Source organism: Thermus amyloliquefaciens (assembly GCF_000744885.1).
In the GTDB taxonomy this organism is placed as follows: Bacteria; Deinococcota; Deinococci; order Deinococcales; family Thermaceae; genus Thermus; species Thermus amyloliquefaciens.
This window is the reverse complement of the sequence record NZ_JQMV01000003.1, coordinates 1,972,689-1,989,797: the sequence shown is the minus strand read 5'-3', so window position 1 is coordinate 1,989,797 and position 17,109 is coordinate 1,972,689. Positions and strand designations below refer to the sequence as shown.

Sequence of the window (17,109 nt, the reverse complement as noted above, 5' to 3'; positions counted from 1 at the left end):
GCCCCATGCGCCTGGTGGACCGCCACCCCGAGGTGGACCTAGAGAAGCTCCTTGCGCGCTTTGTCCCCCCGCCCCGCTTCCAGGGGGCCACCTTTGCCACCTATCGGCCCGATCCCCGTTACCCTTCCCAGGCCCTGGCCAAGGAGCGCCTGCGACGTTGGGTGCACGACCGTCCCCGGGGCCTGTTCCGCCCCCGGCTTCCCGGGCCGCAAGGGGTTTACCTGGACGGGGGCTTTGGGGTGGGGAAGACCCACCTCCTGGTGGCCGCCTACCTTGAGGCCCCCGCGCCCAAGGCCTTCCTCACCTTTGAGGAGCTCACCTACGCCCTGGGCCTCATGGGGCTAAGGGAAGGGGCAAGGCGCTTTGCCTCCTTGCGCTACCTCTTCCTGGACGAGTTTGAGCTGGACGATCCCGGGAACGCCCAGATGATCACCCACTTCCTGGCCCTCACCATGGAGAAGGGCCTCCGGGTGGCCACCACCTCCAATACCCCGCCCGGGGCCCTGGGGGAAGGGCGCTTCAACGCCGAGCAGTTCAAGCACCAGATCCAGAGCCTGGCCCGGCGCTTTGCCGTGGAGCGCCTCGAGGGGGAGGACTTTCGCCACCGCGACCCCGGGCGCTACCCCGAGCCCCTTTCCGAGGAAGCCCTCCTGGCCCGCTACCGGGAAGACCCCAGGCCCAAGACCCTGGACGCCTTCCCCGAGCTCCTGGCCCACCTACGCGCCCTGCACCCCATCCGCTACCGCTACCTGCTGGAGGGGGTGGAGGCGGTCTACCTCTTGGGCCTGGCCCCCATCCCCGACCAGAACGACGCCCTCCGCTTCGTGCACTTCGTGGACCAGGTGTACAACCTGGGCCTGGACTTCCGGGCCTCCGGGGTGCCCCTTCGGGAGGTGTTTCCCGAGACCTACCGGCACGGGGCCTTCGCCAAGAAATACGGGCGGGCCCTTTCCCGGCTTGCGGAGCTTTTGGGGTAGCATGGGGGCATGGAGCTTGCAGAGAGGCTTTCGGAGCTGGCCCAGGCCCTCTCCCAGGCCAGTGCGGCGGTGGGGATCCTCGAGGCCATAGAGGAGGTGTTGGACGAGTACCAGGACGGGGAGCTCTCCCTGGAGGAGGCCATGGAGGAGATCCAGGGCCTGGTGGAGGAGTTCCAGGCGGTCCGGGCCCTTTCCGAGATGACCCCGGAGGAGCTCATGGCCCTGGCGGAGGAGGAAGAGGAGGAAGAAGGGGGCCTAAGGTCCTGATGAAGGTCACGGCCATCGTCCTGGACTCCGTGGGCTTGGGTTACCTCCCGGACGCCCCCCTTTTCGGGGACGAGGGGGCGGACACCCTGGACCACACCGTCTTGAAGACGGGGGTGGAGCTTCCCCACCTGGCGGCCTTGGGCCTCGGCCTCGTGCCCGGGGTGCACACCCTGCCCCGCCCCAAGCCCCAAGGGGCCTTTGGCCGCATGCGGGAGGTCAACCCCGGCAAGGACACCACCACCGGGCACTGGGAGTTCGTGGGGGTGTACCTGGAAAGGCCCTTCCGCACCTACCCCGAGGGCTTCCCCGAGGAGCTCCTTAGGGCGTGGGCGGAGGCCGTCGGGGTGGGGGGGTGGCTCCTGAACCGCCCTTACTCGGGCACCGAGGCCATACGGGACTACGGCGAAGCCCACCTGAAGACGGGCTTCCCCATCGTGTACACCTCCGCGGACAGCGTCTTCCAGGTGGCGGCCCACCTGGAGGTGGTGCCCTTGGAGGAGCTCTACCGGTGGTGCCAGGTGGCCCGGGAGATGCTTCGGGAAGAGCACCAGGTGGCCCGGGTCATCGCCCGGCCCTTCGCCGGGGAGCCGGGAAACTTCTACCGCCGGGAGGACCTCAGGAAGGACTTCGCCCTGGAGCCCCCTCGGAACGTTCTGGACCTCCTCAAGGAGGGGGGCCTCGAGGTGGTGGGGGTGGGGAAGATCCCGGACATCTACGCGCATCGGGGCTTCACCCGGGAGGTGAAGACCAAGGACAACGCCGACGGCCTGGAGAAGACCCTGGCCCTCATGCTTGAGCCCTTCTCGGGCCTGGTCTTCACCAACCTGGTGGACTTTGACGCCAAGTACGGGCACCGGCGGAACCCGGAAGGGTACGCCCGGGCCCTGAAGGAGGTGGACGATTTCCTCCCCCGGCTCCTTTCGGCCTTGGGCCCCGAGGACCACCTCTTTTTGGTCTCCGACCACGGCAACGACCCCACCTTCCTCGGCACCGACCACACCCGGGAGTACGGGATGCTCCTCTGGGTGGGGCCGGGGGTGGAGGGGGATTTGGGTACCCGGGAGAGCTTTGCCGATCTGGGGGCCACCTGGGCCAAGCTTTTCGGGCTTCCCTGGGACGGGCCCGGCAAGAGCCTCCTTTAGGCCATGCCCTTCACGTGGCGCGACCTCCTGGACATCCTCCTGGTGGCGGTCCTCTTTTACTCCCTCCACCGCCTCCTTTCCGGCACCCGGGCCCTGAACCTGGTGCGGGGGGTTCTGGTCTACCTGGCGGTCTGGTTCCTGGCCAGCCTCCTGGGGCTTTCCACCCTCGCCTGGCTCCTGGGGAACGCCGCCACCCTGGGGGCCTTCGCCCTCATCGTGGTCTTCCAGCCGGAGCTCAGGGGGCTTTTGGAGCGCATCGGCCGGGCCCAGGGGCCCAGGGCCCCTTCCCTGGCCCTGGAGGAGTTGCTTTTGGGCCTTTCCCGGCTTTCCGAACGGCGCTATGGGGCCATCCTGGCCCTGGAGAGGCGCACCCCCCTGGGGGAGTATGCGGCCACGGGGGAGATCCTCGAGGCCCGGCTCTCCGCCCGGTTGTTGCAGACGGTGTTTTACCCCGGGACCCCCCTGCACGACGGCGGGGCCATCCTGCGGGGGGATCGGCTCTTCGCCGCGGGGTGCGTCTTTCCCCTTTCCGAGGCCCGGATGGGCCTGGGCACCCGGCACCGGGCGGCCTTGGGGCTTTCCGAGGTCTCCGATGCCCTGGTGATCGTGGTGAGCGAGGAGACGGGGGCCATCCGGGTGGCGGAGGGGGGGAGGCTTTCGCCCCCCTTGGGCCTCGAGGCCCTGAGGGAAAAGCTCAAGGAGGTGCTCCGTGCGTGACTGGGGGAGCTTTCTCCTGGCCCTTTTGGCGGCCGTGGCCGTCTGGTACTCCCTAAGGGAGAGGGCTCCGGTGGTGGAGCGGGCGGTGAGCGTGCCCCTGCAGGTGGTGGGCCTGGGGGAGGAGCGCACGGCGGAGGGGGTGCCCAAGGAGGTCCTGTTGCGCCTAAGGGGCCCGGCCCCCCTGGTGGAGGGGGCCAGGCTCCCCGTTTCCGCCTACCTGGACCTCTCTGGGGCGGAGGGGGCCTTTGCCCGGGAGGTGCGGGTGGCCGCGCCCCAGGGGGTGGAGGTCCTGGAGATCCGCCCCGCCCGGGTGGAGGGCCGGGTGGAGGCCATCCTCACCCGCACCCTTCCGGTGGAGGTCCTTTCCCAAGGGGCCTGGGTGGAAACCCAGCCCGCCTTCGTGGAGGCCAAGGGCCCGAGGAGCCGGGTGGAGGAGGCGGTGGTGGCCCTGGGCCTGGACCTTGGGGGGGAAACGGTCGCCCTCACCGCCTTTGGTCCCCAGGGGCCCCTCCCTGGGGTGGAGCTTTTCCCCGCCCAGGTGCGGGTGAGGGCCCGGGAGGTTCCCCTTTTCCGCAAGGAGGTCCCCTTGGTCCTCAAGCCCCCGGCGGGCCTAAGGGTGGTGGACTACGCCCCCAAGACCGTGGAGGTGGTGGGGCCCAAGGAGGCCTTGGCGGAGTTGCTTCAGGTGGAGGCCAGGCCCCAAGGGGGCTTTCGCCCGGGGGAGGTCTCGGGCCCTCTTGTCCTCAGCCTGCCCCCGGGGGTGAGGGTTCTGGGGGAGGTTTTGGGGAGGGTGCGGCTTGCGCTAGAATAGATGGGATGATCTACCCCATTCGCCTTTACGGGGACCCGGTGTTGCGCAAGCGGGCGCGGCCCGTCCAGGACTTCGGGGGCCTCAAGAAGCTTGCCGAGGACATGCTGGAGACCATGTTTGCCGCCCGGGGCGTGGGCCTGGCCGCACCCCAGATTGGGCTTTCTGAGCGCCTCTTCGTGGCCGTGGAGTACGCCGATGAGCCCGAGGGGGAGGAGCGCCCCTTGCGCGACCTGGTGCGCCGGGTCTACGTGGTGGCCAACCCCGTGATCACCCACCGGGAGGGGGAGGTGGAGGGTTTGGAGGGGTGCCTCTCCCTCCCCGGCCTCTACTCCGAGGAGGTCCCCCGGGCGGAGCGCATCTGCGTGACCTACCAGGACGAGGAGGGGCGGGAGCGCACCCTGGAGCTGGAGGGGTATATGGCCAGGGTCTTCCAGCACGAGGTGGACCACCTGGAGGGCGTCTTCTTTTTTGAACGCCTGCCCAAGGCCAAGCGGGAGGCCTTTTTGCAGGAGAACCGGGCGGAGCTGGCCCGGATGCAGAAGGAGGCCAGGGCGCTTTTGAAGGAGCTTTCCCAAAGATGAGGGTGGCCTTTTTCGGCACGCCAGCCTGGGCGGTGCCGGTATTGGACGCCCTGAACCGCCACCACCAGGTGGTGCTGGTGGTCACCCAGCCGGATAGGCCCAAGGGCCGGGGCCTGAAGCCCACGCCTAGCCCCGTGGCCCAGTACGCCGAGGCCCGGGGCCTGCCCCTTTTGAAGCCCGAACGGCTCAAGGGCAACCAGGCCTTCCTGGAGGCCTTCAAGGAAGCAGCCCCGGAGGTGGCGGTGACCGCCGCCTACGGCAAGATCCTGCCCAGGGAGGTCCTCGAGGTGCCCCCCTATGGCTTTTTGAACCTCCACCCCTCCCTCCTTCCCAAATACCGCGGCCCGGCCCCCGTGCCCTGGGCCCTGATCCGGGGGGAGGAGGAAACCGGGGTAGCCATCATGAAGACGGAGGAGGGGCTGGACACCGGGCCCCTCTATGCCGTCTACCGCACGGCCATCGGCCCCGACGAGGACGCGGTGGCCCTTTCGGAACGCCTTAGGGACAAGGGCATAGAGCTCCTCCTTTGGGTGCTGGAGAACCTTCCCCACCTCACCCCTACCCCCCAGGAAGGGGAGGCCTCCTACGCTCCCCTGCTCACCAAGGAGGAGGGGCGTATCCGCTTTGGGGAAAGCGCCCAGGCCATCTACAACCGCCACCGGGGGGTGCAGCCCTGGCCGGGGAGCTACTGCTTCCACGGGGGCAAGCGGGTCAAGGTCCTCAGGATGCGCCCCGAGCCCGGACAAGGGGCCCCGGGGGTGGTCCAGGGGGTGGACCGGGAAGGGGTCTTGGTGGGCACGGGGGAGGGGCTTATCCGGCTTCTAGAGGTCCAGCCCGAGGGGAAGCGGCCCATGCCCGCCGCGGACTGGGCCCGGGGGTATGGGGTGGTTCCGGGCACGCGGCTGGAATAGGGGTCCTTTTGGCTGGGGTCCCCCTCGGGGCTTGGGCCCCGAGGGGGCGCTTAGAACTCCTCGTCCCACTCCACGATGGTCTCGCTGGTGAGGGTGGTGGCCGAGGGCTTCTCCGCTAGGGTGGCCACCTCCTTGCCCCGCTCCTTCAGAAGGCCAAACTGGGCGGCGATGCCCCTTAAGCCCGCCCCGGCGAAGGCCACCACCAGGAAGGCCGTGAACCCCCAGGCCAAGTAGGGTCCCAAGGCCTGGGCGATGGAGAGGTTGGCCAAGACCCCTAAAGCGGGTAGACCCCCGTATTCGGCCAGGATGGACCCCATATAGGAGAGCCCCTCGGCCACGATGGGGAGCACCAGGAAGAGGAAAGCCAGGCCCAGGAGGTTCCAGTAGACGTTCCTTCCTCCGAAGGTGATGCGGATGAGGTAGAGGGGGAAGAAGGCCAGGGCCGCCGCCAAGAGGAAGAACACGGCGCGGGGGATGCCCAGGAAGAAGAGTTGAATTTGCACCTGCAGGGCATGCCAGAAGCCCAGGGTGTTCCCCAGAAGCCGCTCTTCAATCTCCTGGATCTCGCCGAGAAGCACGGTGAAGTCCACGGTGCGTAGACCCACGGCGTTTTCCATGGCCAGAAAGAGGCGGTCGGTGCGTTCGGCTAGCTCCGGGGCGTAGCCACCCACCACCGGGTAGATTTTCAGGCGGAAGCGGCTGTAGGCGTAGCTCAACTGGGCTCTGGCCCGTTGGTACTGGCCTGTTTCCGTATAAAGCTGCGCTTGGGCCAGGCTGCTGCGCACCTCGTCCAGAAGGTCCAGCCAGTTGATCAGGCTGGGGATGGCTAGCCGTTGCAGGGCTTCACCCACTCGCACGCTTGTTTCCGGATCTAACCGGAGAAGGCTCGTCTCCTCCCGGATCTCCTGGGACAAAACCGCTTCCGCTAGGCGTGCTTGTGTGGGGGAGGGGGTGGGGGAGGAAGGAGGGGCTGAAGAGGGTTGGGCAGGGCTGGGCGTTGGGGCGGCACGGGTAGGCGATGGGGTGGCCGGCGGGGAGGGGGCAGGAGGGGAGGAAGGAGGGGGCGAGGCCGTGGAAGCCGCAAGGCCCTGACGCCAGGCGGCCGCCTTCTTTTGCAGCGCCTGGACGTCTGGACGGAAGCTCTCCCCACCCGAGACCTTGGCCAAGGCCTGGACGAACTCCTGGGCCTTGAGGGTGCTTTGGGGGCTGTCCTGGATCACCAGGAAGCGGGCGTAGGCCCGGGCCAGGGCCAGGTAGGCCTGGGGGCGGGAGGAGGCGGAAAGGGTTCGGTTCAGGTCCTCGGCCAGGAGTTGCAGGTAGACAGCTTCCAACCGGAGCCGGGCCTCCTCCGAGGGGCGGTTTTCCACGCCCTGCACCTGGGCCTGGGGCAGGCCGGTGGCCCGGATAAGACGGCTAAGGTACTGGGGTTTTTCGGGGGCTTGGGCCCGGAAGAAGCCATCGTAAAGGGCCTTGCCCAGGAGGTGGCGCACCAGGAGGAGGCGGGCCTCGAGGTCCGCCCGGCTTTGCTTGAGCACCGCCTGCCGGGCATCCTGGAGGTGCAGGAGGGTGGCGTCGCGCAACACCGGGGGAAGCCCTTCGCTTTCCTGGCGCAGAAGGCTTTGCGCCCGGTCCAGGGCGGAAAGGGCCTGGGTGGGGTTTTCCAGGCGCACCTGCCTTAGGGCTTCCTCCACGCGGTCATAGACCTGGGGCAGGGGAGCGGCTGACGCCAAAAGGCCAAGGAACAAGGCTAGGGCGGACCACCTTTTCATTCGCTGACCTCCGCTAGGGATGTGAGCCGCCTCAAGGCGTGGAGCAGGCGGCCGATGTTGGCTTCCTTTCTGGCTAGAAGGCCGATGTATCCCTGGGCCAGGGGCCTTAAGGCCACGATTCCCCCCTCTAAAAGGGCATAGAAAATCCCGTAGCCCTGGCGCCGGAGGATGGGGTAGGCCAGGTCCAAGGGCACGGGTTCCCCGGCAAAAAGCTCCTCCTTGCCGCGGGTTCCCGCCACCACCACCCCCGTTACCCCCTCCAGGCGGGCGAGCCTTTTGGCCAGCTGCTGCCGGGCCGAGGGGTCCTCGAGGTCCACCGCCTCCAGGGAAAGGTCTTCCTCCTCGGCTTCGGGGGCCTCCGCCTCCGTCACCAGGGAAGCGGCCTGCTCCCTCCATTGCCGCGCCAAGGCCTTCAGCTCCGGGGGCATCTCCCGGAAGGGAAGGAGGCGGCTCAGCTCGGGCCAGAGGGCCTCCTCTAGAAGGCGCGCCCACGCCTCTGGGGAGGTGGGGGCCCTCTGGGCCAGGGCCCGCCTCACCAGGTTTTCCGCAGCCCGGGGGGAAACGTACTGGCTTAGAACTTGCAAAAGGCTTTCCTCGTTTGACGCCATAGGAGGACACCCTGGGGCTTGCCAATCTGCCCTTCAGAGTGTACCATAACCTCTGCCCGAGGGATCGGGCAAGCGCCGCTGGGGTGTCGTCTAACGGCAGGACAGCGGACTCTGGATCCGCCGGTCGTGGTTCGAGTCCACGCACCCCAGCCAAAACCTGGCCCCATCGACTAGTGGTTAGGTCACCGCCCTTTCAAGGCGGCGGCGGGGGTTCGAGTCCCCCTGGGGTCACCAAAAGCAGTCCGAGCCGCGCACGGCCCCATCGTCTAGAGGCCTAGGACACGGCCCTCTCAAGGCCGAGACGGGGGTTCGAATCCCCCTGGGGTCACCAGAAGCGGCTCGGATTGCTTTTTTGGGCCAGGCTTCCCTTGACTGGCGCCCGGGGGCGGGTGGAAACTGGGTGGGTGATACCCCCACTGGGTATGTGGGGGCGTAACCTGAAAGGAGGAGGGATCCATGGAGTTCACCCTCACTGGGCTTGCGGGAAGCGGCAAGGACGAGGAGCGGTACGACGTGGTCATCATCGGCGGCGGGCCTGCGGGCCTCACCGCGGGGATTTACGCCGGGCGGGCCCAACTCAAGACCGTCATCCTGGAAAAAGGCCTCCCGGGGGGGCAGATCGCCCAGACCGACGAGGTGGAAAACTATCCGGGTTTTCCCGAGGGCATCTCCGGGCCGGAGTTGGCCAGCCGCATGGTGCAGCAGGCGGAGAAGTTTGGTGCCCGGATCGTCATGGACGAGGTGCTGGGCCTCGAGGTCCAAGAGGGCGGTTTTCTGGTCCGGGGGTTTGAGCGCTCCTACTTTGGGCGGGTGGTCATCATCGCCACCGGGGCCAATCCCAGGAAGCTGGGGGTGCCTGGAGAGGAAAAGTTCTACGGCCGGGGGGTTTCCACCTGCGCCACCTGCGACGGCTTCTTCTACCGGGACAAAGAGGTGGTGGTGGTGGGCGGCGGGGATGCGGCCGTGGAGGAGGGGCTTTTCCTCACCAAGTTCGCCCGCAAGGTGACCCTCGTCCACCGCCGGGACGAGCTTAGGGCCAACAAGGTGGCCCAGGCCCGGGCTTTCCAAAACCCCAAGATGCACTTCCTCTTCTCCCATATCGTCACCGAGATCCTGGGCGAGGACCAGGTCACGGGGGTCAGGCTCAAGAACCTGAAGACGGGGGAGGAGTACGTCTACCCCACGGATGGGGTCTTCGTCTTCATCGGCCATGAGCCCAACACCGCCTTCCTCCAGGGGGTGGTGGAGCTCCGCCCCGACGGCTACGTGGCGGTGCGGGAGGAGGTCTTCACCTCCGTCCCCGGCATCTTCGCCGCCGGGGACGTGGCCGACCCCATTTACCGCCAGCTCACCACCAGCGTGGGGGCGGGCACCCGGGCGGCCATGATGGCGGAGCGCTACCTGGCGGAGGCCCACGAGAAGGTGGGCTAGGGTTGGGGTGCGGCGCTTAGGGCTTTGGGGGCTTCTCCTTTGGGGTTTGGGGCTGGCCCAAGCCCCCATCCTCTACCTGCCCCTGGACGACCGTCCCCCCAACTGGGCCCCTTGCGCCTGGGGCCTGGTCCTCTGCCCCCCTAAGGAGGCCTACCGGGGGCCTGAGGGGGCGGACCTTTCCCGCCTCAGGGTTTGGCTTTTGGCCACGCCGGGGAAGCGCCTGGTGGCCAGCGTGGACGTCCTGGCCTACGGGGGCCTCCTGCAAAGCCGGCACCTGGCCTTGCCCCCGGAGGATGCCCTGGCCCGCCTTGGGCCCCTGCTCTCTTGGAAGGTACGCCATGGGGGTGAACTCCTCCTCTTCGGGGTGGTGCCCCGTTGGGACGCCACCCAAAGGGGGCGCAACCTGGCGGTGCTCCAGGCCTTGGCCCGCTGGTCGGGCTTGGCGGGCGTGTACCTGGAGGCTGTCTGGGACGATGCCCTAAGGGGCTCCCCTGCCCCAGGGGAGGCCCGGTCCCTCGCCTACCCGAGCCGCCCCGGGGCGGACGAGGCGGGGCAGGTCCTCCTCCTCAGGGCCCTGCGGCCCGGCCTACGGGTGGCGGTGGTCTACGAGGAGGTGGCCCTGGCCCACCGGGTCACCCCTTACGAGGGCCTTCCCCTTAGGGAGACGGTGGCGGGGCTTTTGGGAAGCGCCGGGGCGCGGGAGGTGGCCCTGGCCGAGGGGCCGGACCTGGTGCTTTACGCCTACGGGGGGCGGAACCCCAGGAGGGCCATTCAAGACCTTCTCCACCTCATGCCCCGCTTTCCCGTGGTCCTGGCGGACCTTTCCCGGGTGAACCGGGGGGATCCCGGGCTCATGGCCTACCTCCAGGCCCTGGGGCTCTACCCTCGGCTTGCCGCCTACGCCTCCTGGGGCACCCCGGCCAACAACCTGGGGAGCGCCCTGGCCCAGGGGGGGCTTTTCCTGAAGGATCCTGAGGGCCGCCTCGGGCGGTTGGCGGAGGCCTATTTCGCCTACTGGTGGGGGGAGGTGGGGCGACTTTGGGTGCGCTCCCGCTTTTCCGAACCCTTGCCGGAGAGGGCCTCGGCGGTGAAGGAGCTTTGGCCCTATCTGGAGTTGGAAGGGCACCGGGTGGATCTTTTGCGGGTGGAGTTTCCCTGGAGGCGCTCCTTTGAGGCCTGGGGTCTTCTGGAGGCCCTGCCGCTTTCCCGATGGCCTGAGGTGGTAAACTGAACCCATCATGACCCCTGAGGCGTTGGAGCTGAGGCGCCTGGAGGCCTTGGCCCAGGCCTGGCGCCTGCTGGCGCCTCTGGAGCGCCCGGAGGAGGTTTACCGTACGGTGGTGGAGACGGCAAAGGCCTCTACCCGGGCGGTTTCCGTCCTCCTCTTCCTTTACCGGCCGCAGGAGGAGATCTTGGAGCTGGTGGCCGCTGCCGGGCTGAGCCGGGACAAGGTGGGGCTGCGTTTGCCCCGTAACCGGGGCATCTCCTGGGAGGTCTTGCGCAAGGGCGAGCCGGTGTACGTGGCCGATGTCAGCCGGGACTCGCGGGTGATCTTTCTGTCGGGCAAGCGCCAACCAGGGGTCTACCTTGGGGTGCCCTTGCGGGATGCGGGGGGGCGGGTCCTTGGGGTCCTGTCCATGGACACCGCCGGGGGTGTGGGCGAGATCCGTCCGGAGGATCGCTTCTGGATCCAGGCCCTGGCGGAGGCGGCGGGGGTGGTGCTCTCCCGCATCGAGGCCTTGGAGCGTGCCCGGGCGGAAGCGGAGCGGGCGCAGGCCCTTTTGGCTCTCTCCCTGGCCCTGGAGAGCGCCCGGGAGCCCTTCTCCATGGCCCAGGAGGCCCTGGACACCCTGCTCCGCCTCACCCCCTACCACGCGGGGGCGCTCTACCTCTTCCAGGAGGGGACGGTGCGCCCAGCGGTGATCTCCGGACGCTACCCCCCAGGGTTTCCCCGGCTTTACGAGGAGCACCCCATCCGCTTTGGGGAGGGTCTTCTGGGCCACCCCCGGCTTTGGGAGGGGCCGGTGTACGTGGAGGAGTACGCCCGCTTTCCCGGGGCTTTACGGCCCTATGCGGAGGCCGGCTTAACCTCCGCCCTGCTGGTGCCCTTGAAGCCTGAGGGCAGGCGGTATGGGGTTTTGGCCCTGGGTTCTTTTGGCGAGCGGATCCCCTACCGTTTTGAGGACGAGGGGGTTTTGAAGCTGGTGGCCAAGCGGCTGGAGGAGGCCTTGGAGCGGCTTTTTCACATCCGCACCCTGCAGACCACCAGGGAAGCCGCCCTCAAGGCCCTCTCCCGGGTTCTGGAGTACCGGGACCTGGAGACCAAGGGGCACACGGAGCGGGTGGCGGAGCTTTGCGTGCGGCTGGGGCAGGCCTTGGGCTTTCCGGACCTCGAGGGCCTCCGCCTGGGCGCCTACTTCCACGACCTGGGCAAGCTGGCCCTGCCGGACGAGATCCTGAAGAAGCCCGGCGCCCTCTCCACCGGGGAGTGGCGGGTGGTGAAGACCCACCCGGAGGTGGGCCTGGAGATCCTAAAGAGCCTGCCGTTTCTGCCGCAGGTGGTTCTCAATGTGGTCCTCTACCACCACGAGCGCTGGGACGGCTCGGGTTACCCCAGGGGCCTCAAGGGAGAGGAGATCCCCTTGGAGGCCCGCATTTTTGCTGTGGTGGACGTGTACGATGCCCTCACCTCCGAGCGCTCCTACAAGCGGGCCTGGAGCCCAGAGGAGGCCCAAAAGGAGCTCCGGGCCCAGGCGGGCAGGAGCCTGGACCCGGAGGTGGTGGAGGCCTTCTTGGGGTTGCTGGGGGAAGGGTAGCCCTAGGGAAAGCCCGCCCTTACTCCACGGTCACGCTCTTGGCCAGGTTGCGGGGCTGGTCCACGTCCCGACCCAGGAGGACGGCGATCTCGTAGGCCAGAAGCTGCAAGGGCACCACGCTCACGATGGGGGCGAGGAGGGGATGCACCTCCGGGAGGTAGACCACGTCCTGGGCCAGCTTGCGGATTTCCTCATCCCCTTCCGTGGCCAGGGCGATCACCTTGCCTCCCCGGGCCCGCACCTCCTGGACGTTGGAGAGGGTCTTCTCGTAGAGGGGGCCTTGGGTGGCCAGGACCACCACGGGCAGGTGCTCGTCAATGAGGGCGATGGGCCCGTGCTTCATCTCCCCCGCGGGGTAGGCCTCCGCGTGGATGTAGCTGATCTCCTTGAGCTTCAAGGCCCCCTCATAGGCGGTGGGGGCCTGCACGTGCCGCCCCAGGAAGAGGAAGTCCTGGGCCTGGTGGTACTTCTCGGCGAGGTGGGCGATGAGGGGGCGCTTTTCCAAAACTTCCTCCACCAACCGGGGAAGCTTTCGCATCTCCTTAAGGAGGCCCTGGGCTTCCTCCTTGCCGAGGATCCCCCTCCTTCGGCCAAGGTGGACCGCCAGCATGGCCATGGCCGCCAGCATGGCGGTGTAGGCCTTGGTGGAGGCCACCCCGATCTCGGGACCGGCGTGGATGTAGAGGACGTCCTCCACCTCCCGGGTGATGCTAGAACCCTTGGCGTTGATGACCCCAAGGGTTTTGGCCCCCTTGCGCTTGGCCTCGCGCACCCCCTCCAGGGTGTCGATGGTCTCCCCCGATTGGCTGATGGCGATGGCCAGGGTCCTTTCGTCCGCCAGGGGATCGCGGTAGCGGTACTCGCTGGCCACGTCCCACTCCGTGGGGATGCGGGCCAGGGCTTCCAGGAGGTACTTCCCGTACCAGCCCGCGTAGGCCGCAGTGCCGCAGGCGATCACGTGCACCCGCTCCACCGCCTGGGGGTCCAGGCGGAGCCCCAGGTCCACGTCCCCCTCTTCCTCGCGCAGGCGGCCCCCCAGGGTGTTCTCCAGCACCCAGGGTTGCTCGTAGATCTCCTTCAGCATGTAGTGGGGGAAGCCGCCCTTCTCGGCGGCCTCGAGGGTCCAGTCGATCTCCACCACCTCCCGCTCCAGGGGGCGGCCCTGAAGGTCGGTGACCTCCACCCCCTCCCGGGTGATGCGGGCCAGGTCCCCGTCGTGGAGGAAGATGACCCGCCGGGTGTAGGGAAGGAGGGCGGGCACGTCCGAGGCCAGGAAGTTTTCCCCCTCTCCCAGGCCGATCACCAGTGGGCTCACCGTGCGGGCGGCCACGATCTCCTGGTGGTCCTCATGCGCCGCCACCACCGCATAGGCGCCCCGCACCTCCCTTAGGGCCTCCCTCAGGGCCTCGTAAAGATCCCCTTGGTATTTCTCCTCTAGAAGATGCGCCAGAACCTCGCTGTCGGTTTCCGAGGTGAAGCGGTGCCCCCGTGCCTTCAGGGCCTCCTTGAGCTCCAGGTAGTTCTCGATGATGCCGTTGTGGATCACGGCGATCTTGCCATCCTCCGTGGTGTGGGGGTGGGCGTTGGGGTCGGTGGGGGCCCCGTGGGTGGCCCAGCGGGTATGGCCGATGCCCAAAGGCCCCTCCAGGTGCTCCTCCTTAAGGGCCTTTTCCAGGGCGGAAAGCTTCCCCGAGCGCTTGACCACCTTCAGCCCCGCGGGGGTGCGCACCGCCACCCCGGCGGAGTCGTACCCCCGGTACTCCAGCCTCCTCAGTCCATCCATGAGCACATCCGTGGCGTTTCGGAAACCGATGTAGCCTACAATCCCACACATAGAGCGTCCTTTTGGGTGGCCATGCCCTCGGCCACCCCGGCTTACCCCTTGCTTCGCCCTGCCCCGCGGTTGTCCCCAGGAGGCCTTTTCCTTGGGGCTTTCCCTTGGGGCTTTTCGCAGGCGGGCGGGGCGGGCACACCCCGGGCGGCATCCGCGGATCCCTCGATCTTTCCCGGCCCCGGCCGGTTATCCCCACTTGGGGTCCGCCACCTCGTCAGGCCTTTTCGGCCCCCTGCGCTTCCCGCCTTCCCCTTTTCCTTGGCTTTTTACCCTTCCTCCCACCTCCCTCGGCGGAGTATAGCAAAACCTTAAGGCCAGGAGTCTTGACAGGGCTTGGGTGAGGCTTTTATGATACCAACGGGCGCAAGGCGAATCTGCGAGAAACCAGGCTTGCGTCCCGGAAGGCACCCTTTGGGGAGGAAACGCGGCAACTCGCCCAAAAGGTGCTTCCCGAAACCCTGAAGGGGGTGTAAGGAAGTATGAAGAAAAAGCTAGTCATGCTACTGGCGGGGCTTTTGACCGTGCTCTCCATGGGCTTCGGTCTAGCCCAGTTCTCCGACGTGCCCGCCGGGCACTGGGCCAAGGAGGCGGTGGAGGCCCTGGCGGCCAAGGGGATCCTCGTGGGCTTCCCCGACGGCACCTACCGGGGCAACGAGACCCTCACCCGCTACCAGGCGGCCCTCATCATCTACCGCCTCCTGCAGCAGATTGAGGAGGAGCTGAAGGCCAAGGGGACCTCCCCCACCATGGAGGCCATGTCCTCCGAGGACCTCGAGGCCCTGAAGAACGCCGTGCAGGAGCTGGCCGCTGAGCTGGCCGCCTTGGGCGTGCGGGTCTCGGCCCTGGAGGACAGCGCCGCCACCAAGGAGGACATCGCCCGCCTCGAGGCCATGATCGAGGAGCTGAAGGCCATGCCCATGCCCGAGCCTGGCATGGACGCCGCTGCCCTGCAGGACCTGGCCGACCGGGTGGAGGCCGCCTCCATCGCCGCGGACACCGCCTTGGCCCAGGCCCAGCAGCTGGCCGAGCAGCTGGACGCCCTGGCCCAGGACGTGGAGGGGGTGAAGGGTGACCTGGCCGCCTTGGGCACCCAGGTGGAGGCCAACGCCCAGGCCATCCAGGCCCTGAACGAGCTGGCCGTCCTCCTCAACCAGGACGTGCTGGCCCTGCAGGACCGGGTGACCGCCCTGGAGAAGGGTTTGGCTGAACTTCAGGGCGTGGACTTTGAGCAGTTCGCCTCCAAGGAGGACGTGGCCGCGGTCCAGGAGTTCGCCGCCGCCCTCCGCTCCGACCTGGTGGGCCTCTCCGAGAAGGTGTCCAAGCTGGAAGGCACCGTGGGGGACCTCTCCGGCAAGGTGTCCAAGCTGGAGCGGAACGCCTTCACCATCAGCGGTAGCCTGAGCCTCAGCTACGGGGCCTTCGCGGGTTCGGGAACCCAGTTTGACATCGACCGGGTTTTCTCCTCTAATTTCTCCACGGGCGATAGCGACAGCGACGGGCTTGTCGTGGATCATGAGGACTTGGGCCAGAACGCTGAGGGTCAGACCTCGGCCACCCTCAGCCTAACCCTAAAGGCCAACGCGCTGGACGCCAAGTCCAGCCCCGGTGGTTACAACACCTACCCTGGCCTGGTGGGCTTCAGTTTGACGGGCTCGATTAGCAACCCCGCTTCGGGTACCACATATGGCCCCCTCAACGTAACCGTGGATGCGGTTTCCACCACCTTGGCCGTGGCCAAGGACCAGGCTTTGTCCTTCACCTTCGGCCGCTCGGTCAAGACCAAGTTCAGCGAGTACGTGTTTGACAACGACGGTGTGAGCTACGGCCACGGCCTTGTGGCCACCTACAAGCCCGGCGTCCTGGGGGCCACCCTCACCGGGGTTTACGCCTCTAAGGGTGGGGCAGATGGGGATAACCTCTACGTCCGCGGGGCGGGCCTGACCCTTTCTCCCTTCCAGGGCTTCTCCCTTAAGGGGGCTGTGGCCCAGCAGGGGGGCGACATCCTGGGTGGAGGTCCTTCCGCCGTCACCGTGTACGGCGTGGGCGCCGACTTGGCCTTAGGGCCGGTGAGCTTGTCGGGGGAATACTTCTCCTCCGATGCGGCGGCCAACGCCAACGGCTACTACGTGAAGGCCAAGGCCGACTTGGGCCTGGTGTCCGTGGAGGGTAACTACCGGAGCATCGGAGCGGGCGTCAACCCGGCCAACATGCTCTCTTACGACGCCGCCCCGGCCAACGCCGCCAACGCCGCGCCCTTCCATGCTGACCAGGTGGGTTATGGGGCCAAGGCCAACCTGACCCTCGGCGCCCTTAGCCTGGGCGGCTTCTACGATACCTATACGGGCGCTGGTGCCCGGACCGCCTATGGGGCTGAGGCGGGCTTGAAGTTCGGGGCCTTCAGCCTAAGCGGCTACTACCGGGTGGCCGATAGCGGCAACAACGGCACCCCGGATGATAGCGCCGCCAAGGAGACCGCGGGGACCAGCAGCTACGTCTCCTCTGGTAGTGACTACACCCAGTACGGGGCTAAGCTGACCCACGACGGTAAGGCCACCGATGCCTTCATCAAGGGCCTGAACCTGACCGCCGCTTACGACGTGCGCCCGCAGTTTGCCCCCGGTGCGAAGACTGACATCGCCGTATACGGCGACTTCTCCTTCACCCTTGGCTTCCTCAAGGGCATGCTCCTGGGCCGCTACCATGTGCAGGACGTGGTGGGTGCGCCGGCACAAAGCTACACTACCCTCAAGTATGGGGTGAAGGCGGAGACCGAAGCCCTGGCGGTGCCCTTGAAGCCCAGCGTCTTTGGGGAGTACGTGGCCCGCACCACGGATGGCGGCACTGCTGACAACGCGGAGACCAAGTACGCCCTTGGCCTCAAGCTGAACGAGTTCCTCTTTGCCAACTCCAGCCTCGAGGTCAAGTACGGCTCCTACATCGCCCAGAACGTTGGCAGCGTTCTTGTGGGCAATGCGGAGAAGGCTTGGGATGCCAGCGTGGACCACCTTTACGACTCCACGCTGAACGCTGCGGGCGTCAACGGGAGCGTCACGGGCTTCTACGTGACCTGGAACTACTGGGACCTTGCCCTCTCCTACGCGGACTTCGTGGTGGATAACAACGGTAGCCCCCTGTACGGCCGCGGCTTCAAGATTAGCTACAAGGTGGTGTTCTAAAACCTAAACCCAAGGGGCTCGCCCAAAAGGGCGAGCCCCTTGGGTTCTTTTCTTGCGGCCTTCGTGGTC

At 67.5% G+C, this 17,109-nt stretch carries 14 protein-coding genes and 3 tRNA genes; 14 read left to right on the top strand and 3 right to left on the bottom strand.

Going from position 1 to position 17,109, the window contains the following annotated elements; all coding sequences use genetic code 11:
* The first annotated feature begins 5 nt into the window (after positions 1-5).
* Genes zapE through fmt form a run of 7 tightly spaced genes read left to right on the top strand, consistent with a single transcriptional unit; the run spans position 6 to position 5,406 of the window.
* Positions 6-977, top strand: coding sequence for a cell division protein ZapE (zapE, locus tag BS74_RS10725; protein ID WP_038059196.1), 972 nt, complete (start codon positions 6-8; stop codon positions 975-977).
* Between the two features lie 9 nt (positions 978-986).
* Entirely contained in the window at positions 987-1,244 is a 258-nt protein-coding gene (locus tag BS74_RS10720; RefSeq protein ID WP_019550405.1) for a hypothetical protein, read from the top strand.
* The gene (locus BS74_RS10715) at positions 1,244-2,386 is read left to right on the top strand and encodes a phosphopentomutase (protein WP_038058603.1); all 1,143 of its coding nucleotides are present in this window, start codon (positions 1,244-1,246) and stop codon (positions 2,384-2,386) included. The genes BS74_RS10720 and BS74_RS10715 overlap by 1 nt, the downstream gene beginning before the upstream one ends.
* A gap of 3 nt (positions 2,387-2,389) precedes the next feature.
* Positions 2,390-3,103, top strand: coding sequence for a diadenylate cyclase CdaA (gene cdaA / locus BS74_RS10710; protein WP_038058601.1), 714 nt, complete (start codon positions 2,390-2,392; stop codon positions 3,101-3,103).
* Complete coding sequence (locus BS74_RS10705) at positions 3,096-3,914, top strand: CdaR family protein (protein ID WP_038058599.1); 819 nt, start codon at positions 3,096-3,098, stop codon at positions 3,912-3,914. Before cdaA ends, BS74_RS10705 begins: the two co-directional genes overlap by 8 nt.
* A 5-nt stretch (positions 3,915-3,919) precedes the next feature.
* A complete protein-coding gene (gene def / locus BS74_RS10700) occupies positions 3,920-4,495 on the top strand; it encodes a peptide deformylase (protein WP_038058596.1) in 576 nt (191 codons plus the stop codon).
* The gene (fmt, locus tag BS74_RS10695; protein ID WP_038058595.1) at positions 4,492-5,406 is read left to right on the top strand and encodes a methionyl-tRNA formyltransferase; all 915 of its coding nucleotides are present in this window, start codon (positions 4,492-4,494) and stop codon (positions 5,404-5,406) included. The genes def and fmt overlap by 4 nt, the downstream gene beginning before the upstream one ends.
* A gap of 50 nt (positions 5,407-5,456) precedes the next feature.
* Here the strand turns inward: fmt and BS74_RS10690 are convergent, their stop codons facing one another.
* On the bottom strand, positions 5,457-7,175 hold the full coding sequence (locus BS74_RS10690) for a hypothetical protein (protein ID WP_038058593.1): 1,719 nt from the start codon (positions 7,173-7,175) through the stop codon (positions 5,457-5,459).
* Positions 7,172-7,783, bottom strand: coding sequence for a hypothetical protein (locus BS74_RS10685; protein ID WP_038058583.1), 612 nt, complete (start codon positions 7,781-7,783; stop codon positions 7,172-7,174). Before BS74_RS10685 ends, BS74_RS10690 begins: the two co-directional genes overlap by 4 nt.
* Positions 7,784-7,862: 79 nt before the next feature.
* On the opposite strand from BS74_RS10685, the gene BS74_RS10680 reads away from it, so the two are divergent.
* The 6 genes from BS74_RS10680 (at position 7,863) to BS74_RS10655 (ending at position 12,030) form a co-directional block, all read left to right on the top strand.
* Positions 7,863-7,936 (top strand) — tRNA-Gln (locus BS74_RS10680).
* 6 nt (positions 7,937-7,942) lie between these two features.
* Positions 7,943-8,017, top strand: a tRNA-Glu gene (locus tag BS74_RS10675).
* A 21-nt stretch (positions 8,018-8,038) separates the two neighbouring features.
* Positions 8,039-8,114, top strand: a tRNA-Glu gene (locus tag BS74_RS10670).
* A 125-nt stretch (positions 8,115-8,239) separates the two neighbouring features.
* Complete coding sequence (trxB, locus tag BS74_RS10665) at positions 8,240-9,214, top strand: thioredoxin-disulfide reductase (protein WP_038058582.1); 975 nt, start codon at positions 8,240-8,242, stop codon at positions 9,212-9,214.
* A 7-nt stretch (positions 9,215-9,221) separates the two neighbouring features.
* The gene (locus tag BS74_RS10660) at positions 9,222-10,445 is read left to right on the top strand and encodes a DUF4127 family protein (protein WP_038058580.1); all 1,224 of its coding nucleotides are present in this window, start codon (positions 9,222-9,224) and stop codon (positions 10,443-10,445) included.
* Positions 10,446-10,452: 7 nt separating this feature from the next.
* Entirely contained in the window at positions 10,453-12,030 is a 1,578-nt protein-coding gene (locus tag BS74_RS10655; protein WP_038058578.1) for an HD domain-containing phosphohydrolase, read from the top strand.
* A gap of 19 nt (positions 12,031-12,049) precedes the next feature.
* Here BS74_RS10655 and glmS read toward each other — a convergent pair whose 3' ends face one another.
* Positions 12,050-13,864, bottom strand: coding sequence for a glutamine--fructose-6-phosphate transaminase (isomerizing) (gene glmS, locus BS74_RS10650; protein WP_038058574.1), 1,815 nt, complete (start codon positions 13,862-13,864; stop codon positions 12,050-12,052).
* A 479-nt stretch (positions 13,865-14,343) separates the two neighbouring features.
* On the opposite strand from glmS, the gene BS74_RS10645 reads away from it, so the two are divergent.
* Positions 14,344-17,040 (top strand): S-layer homology domain-containing protein, encoded by a 2,697-nt coding sequence (locus tag BS74_RS10645; protein WP_038058572.1) that lies wholly within the window; start codon positions 14,344-14,346, stop codon positions 17,038-17,040.
* The last annotated feature ends 69 nt before the right edge of the window (positions 17,041-17,109 follow it).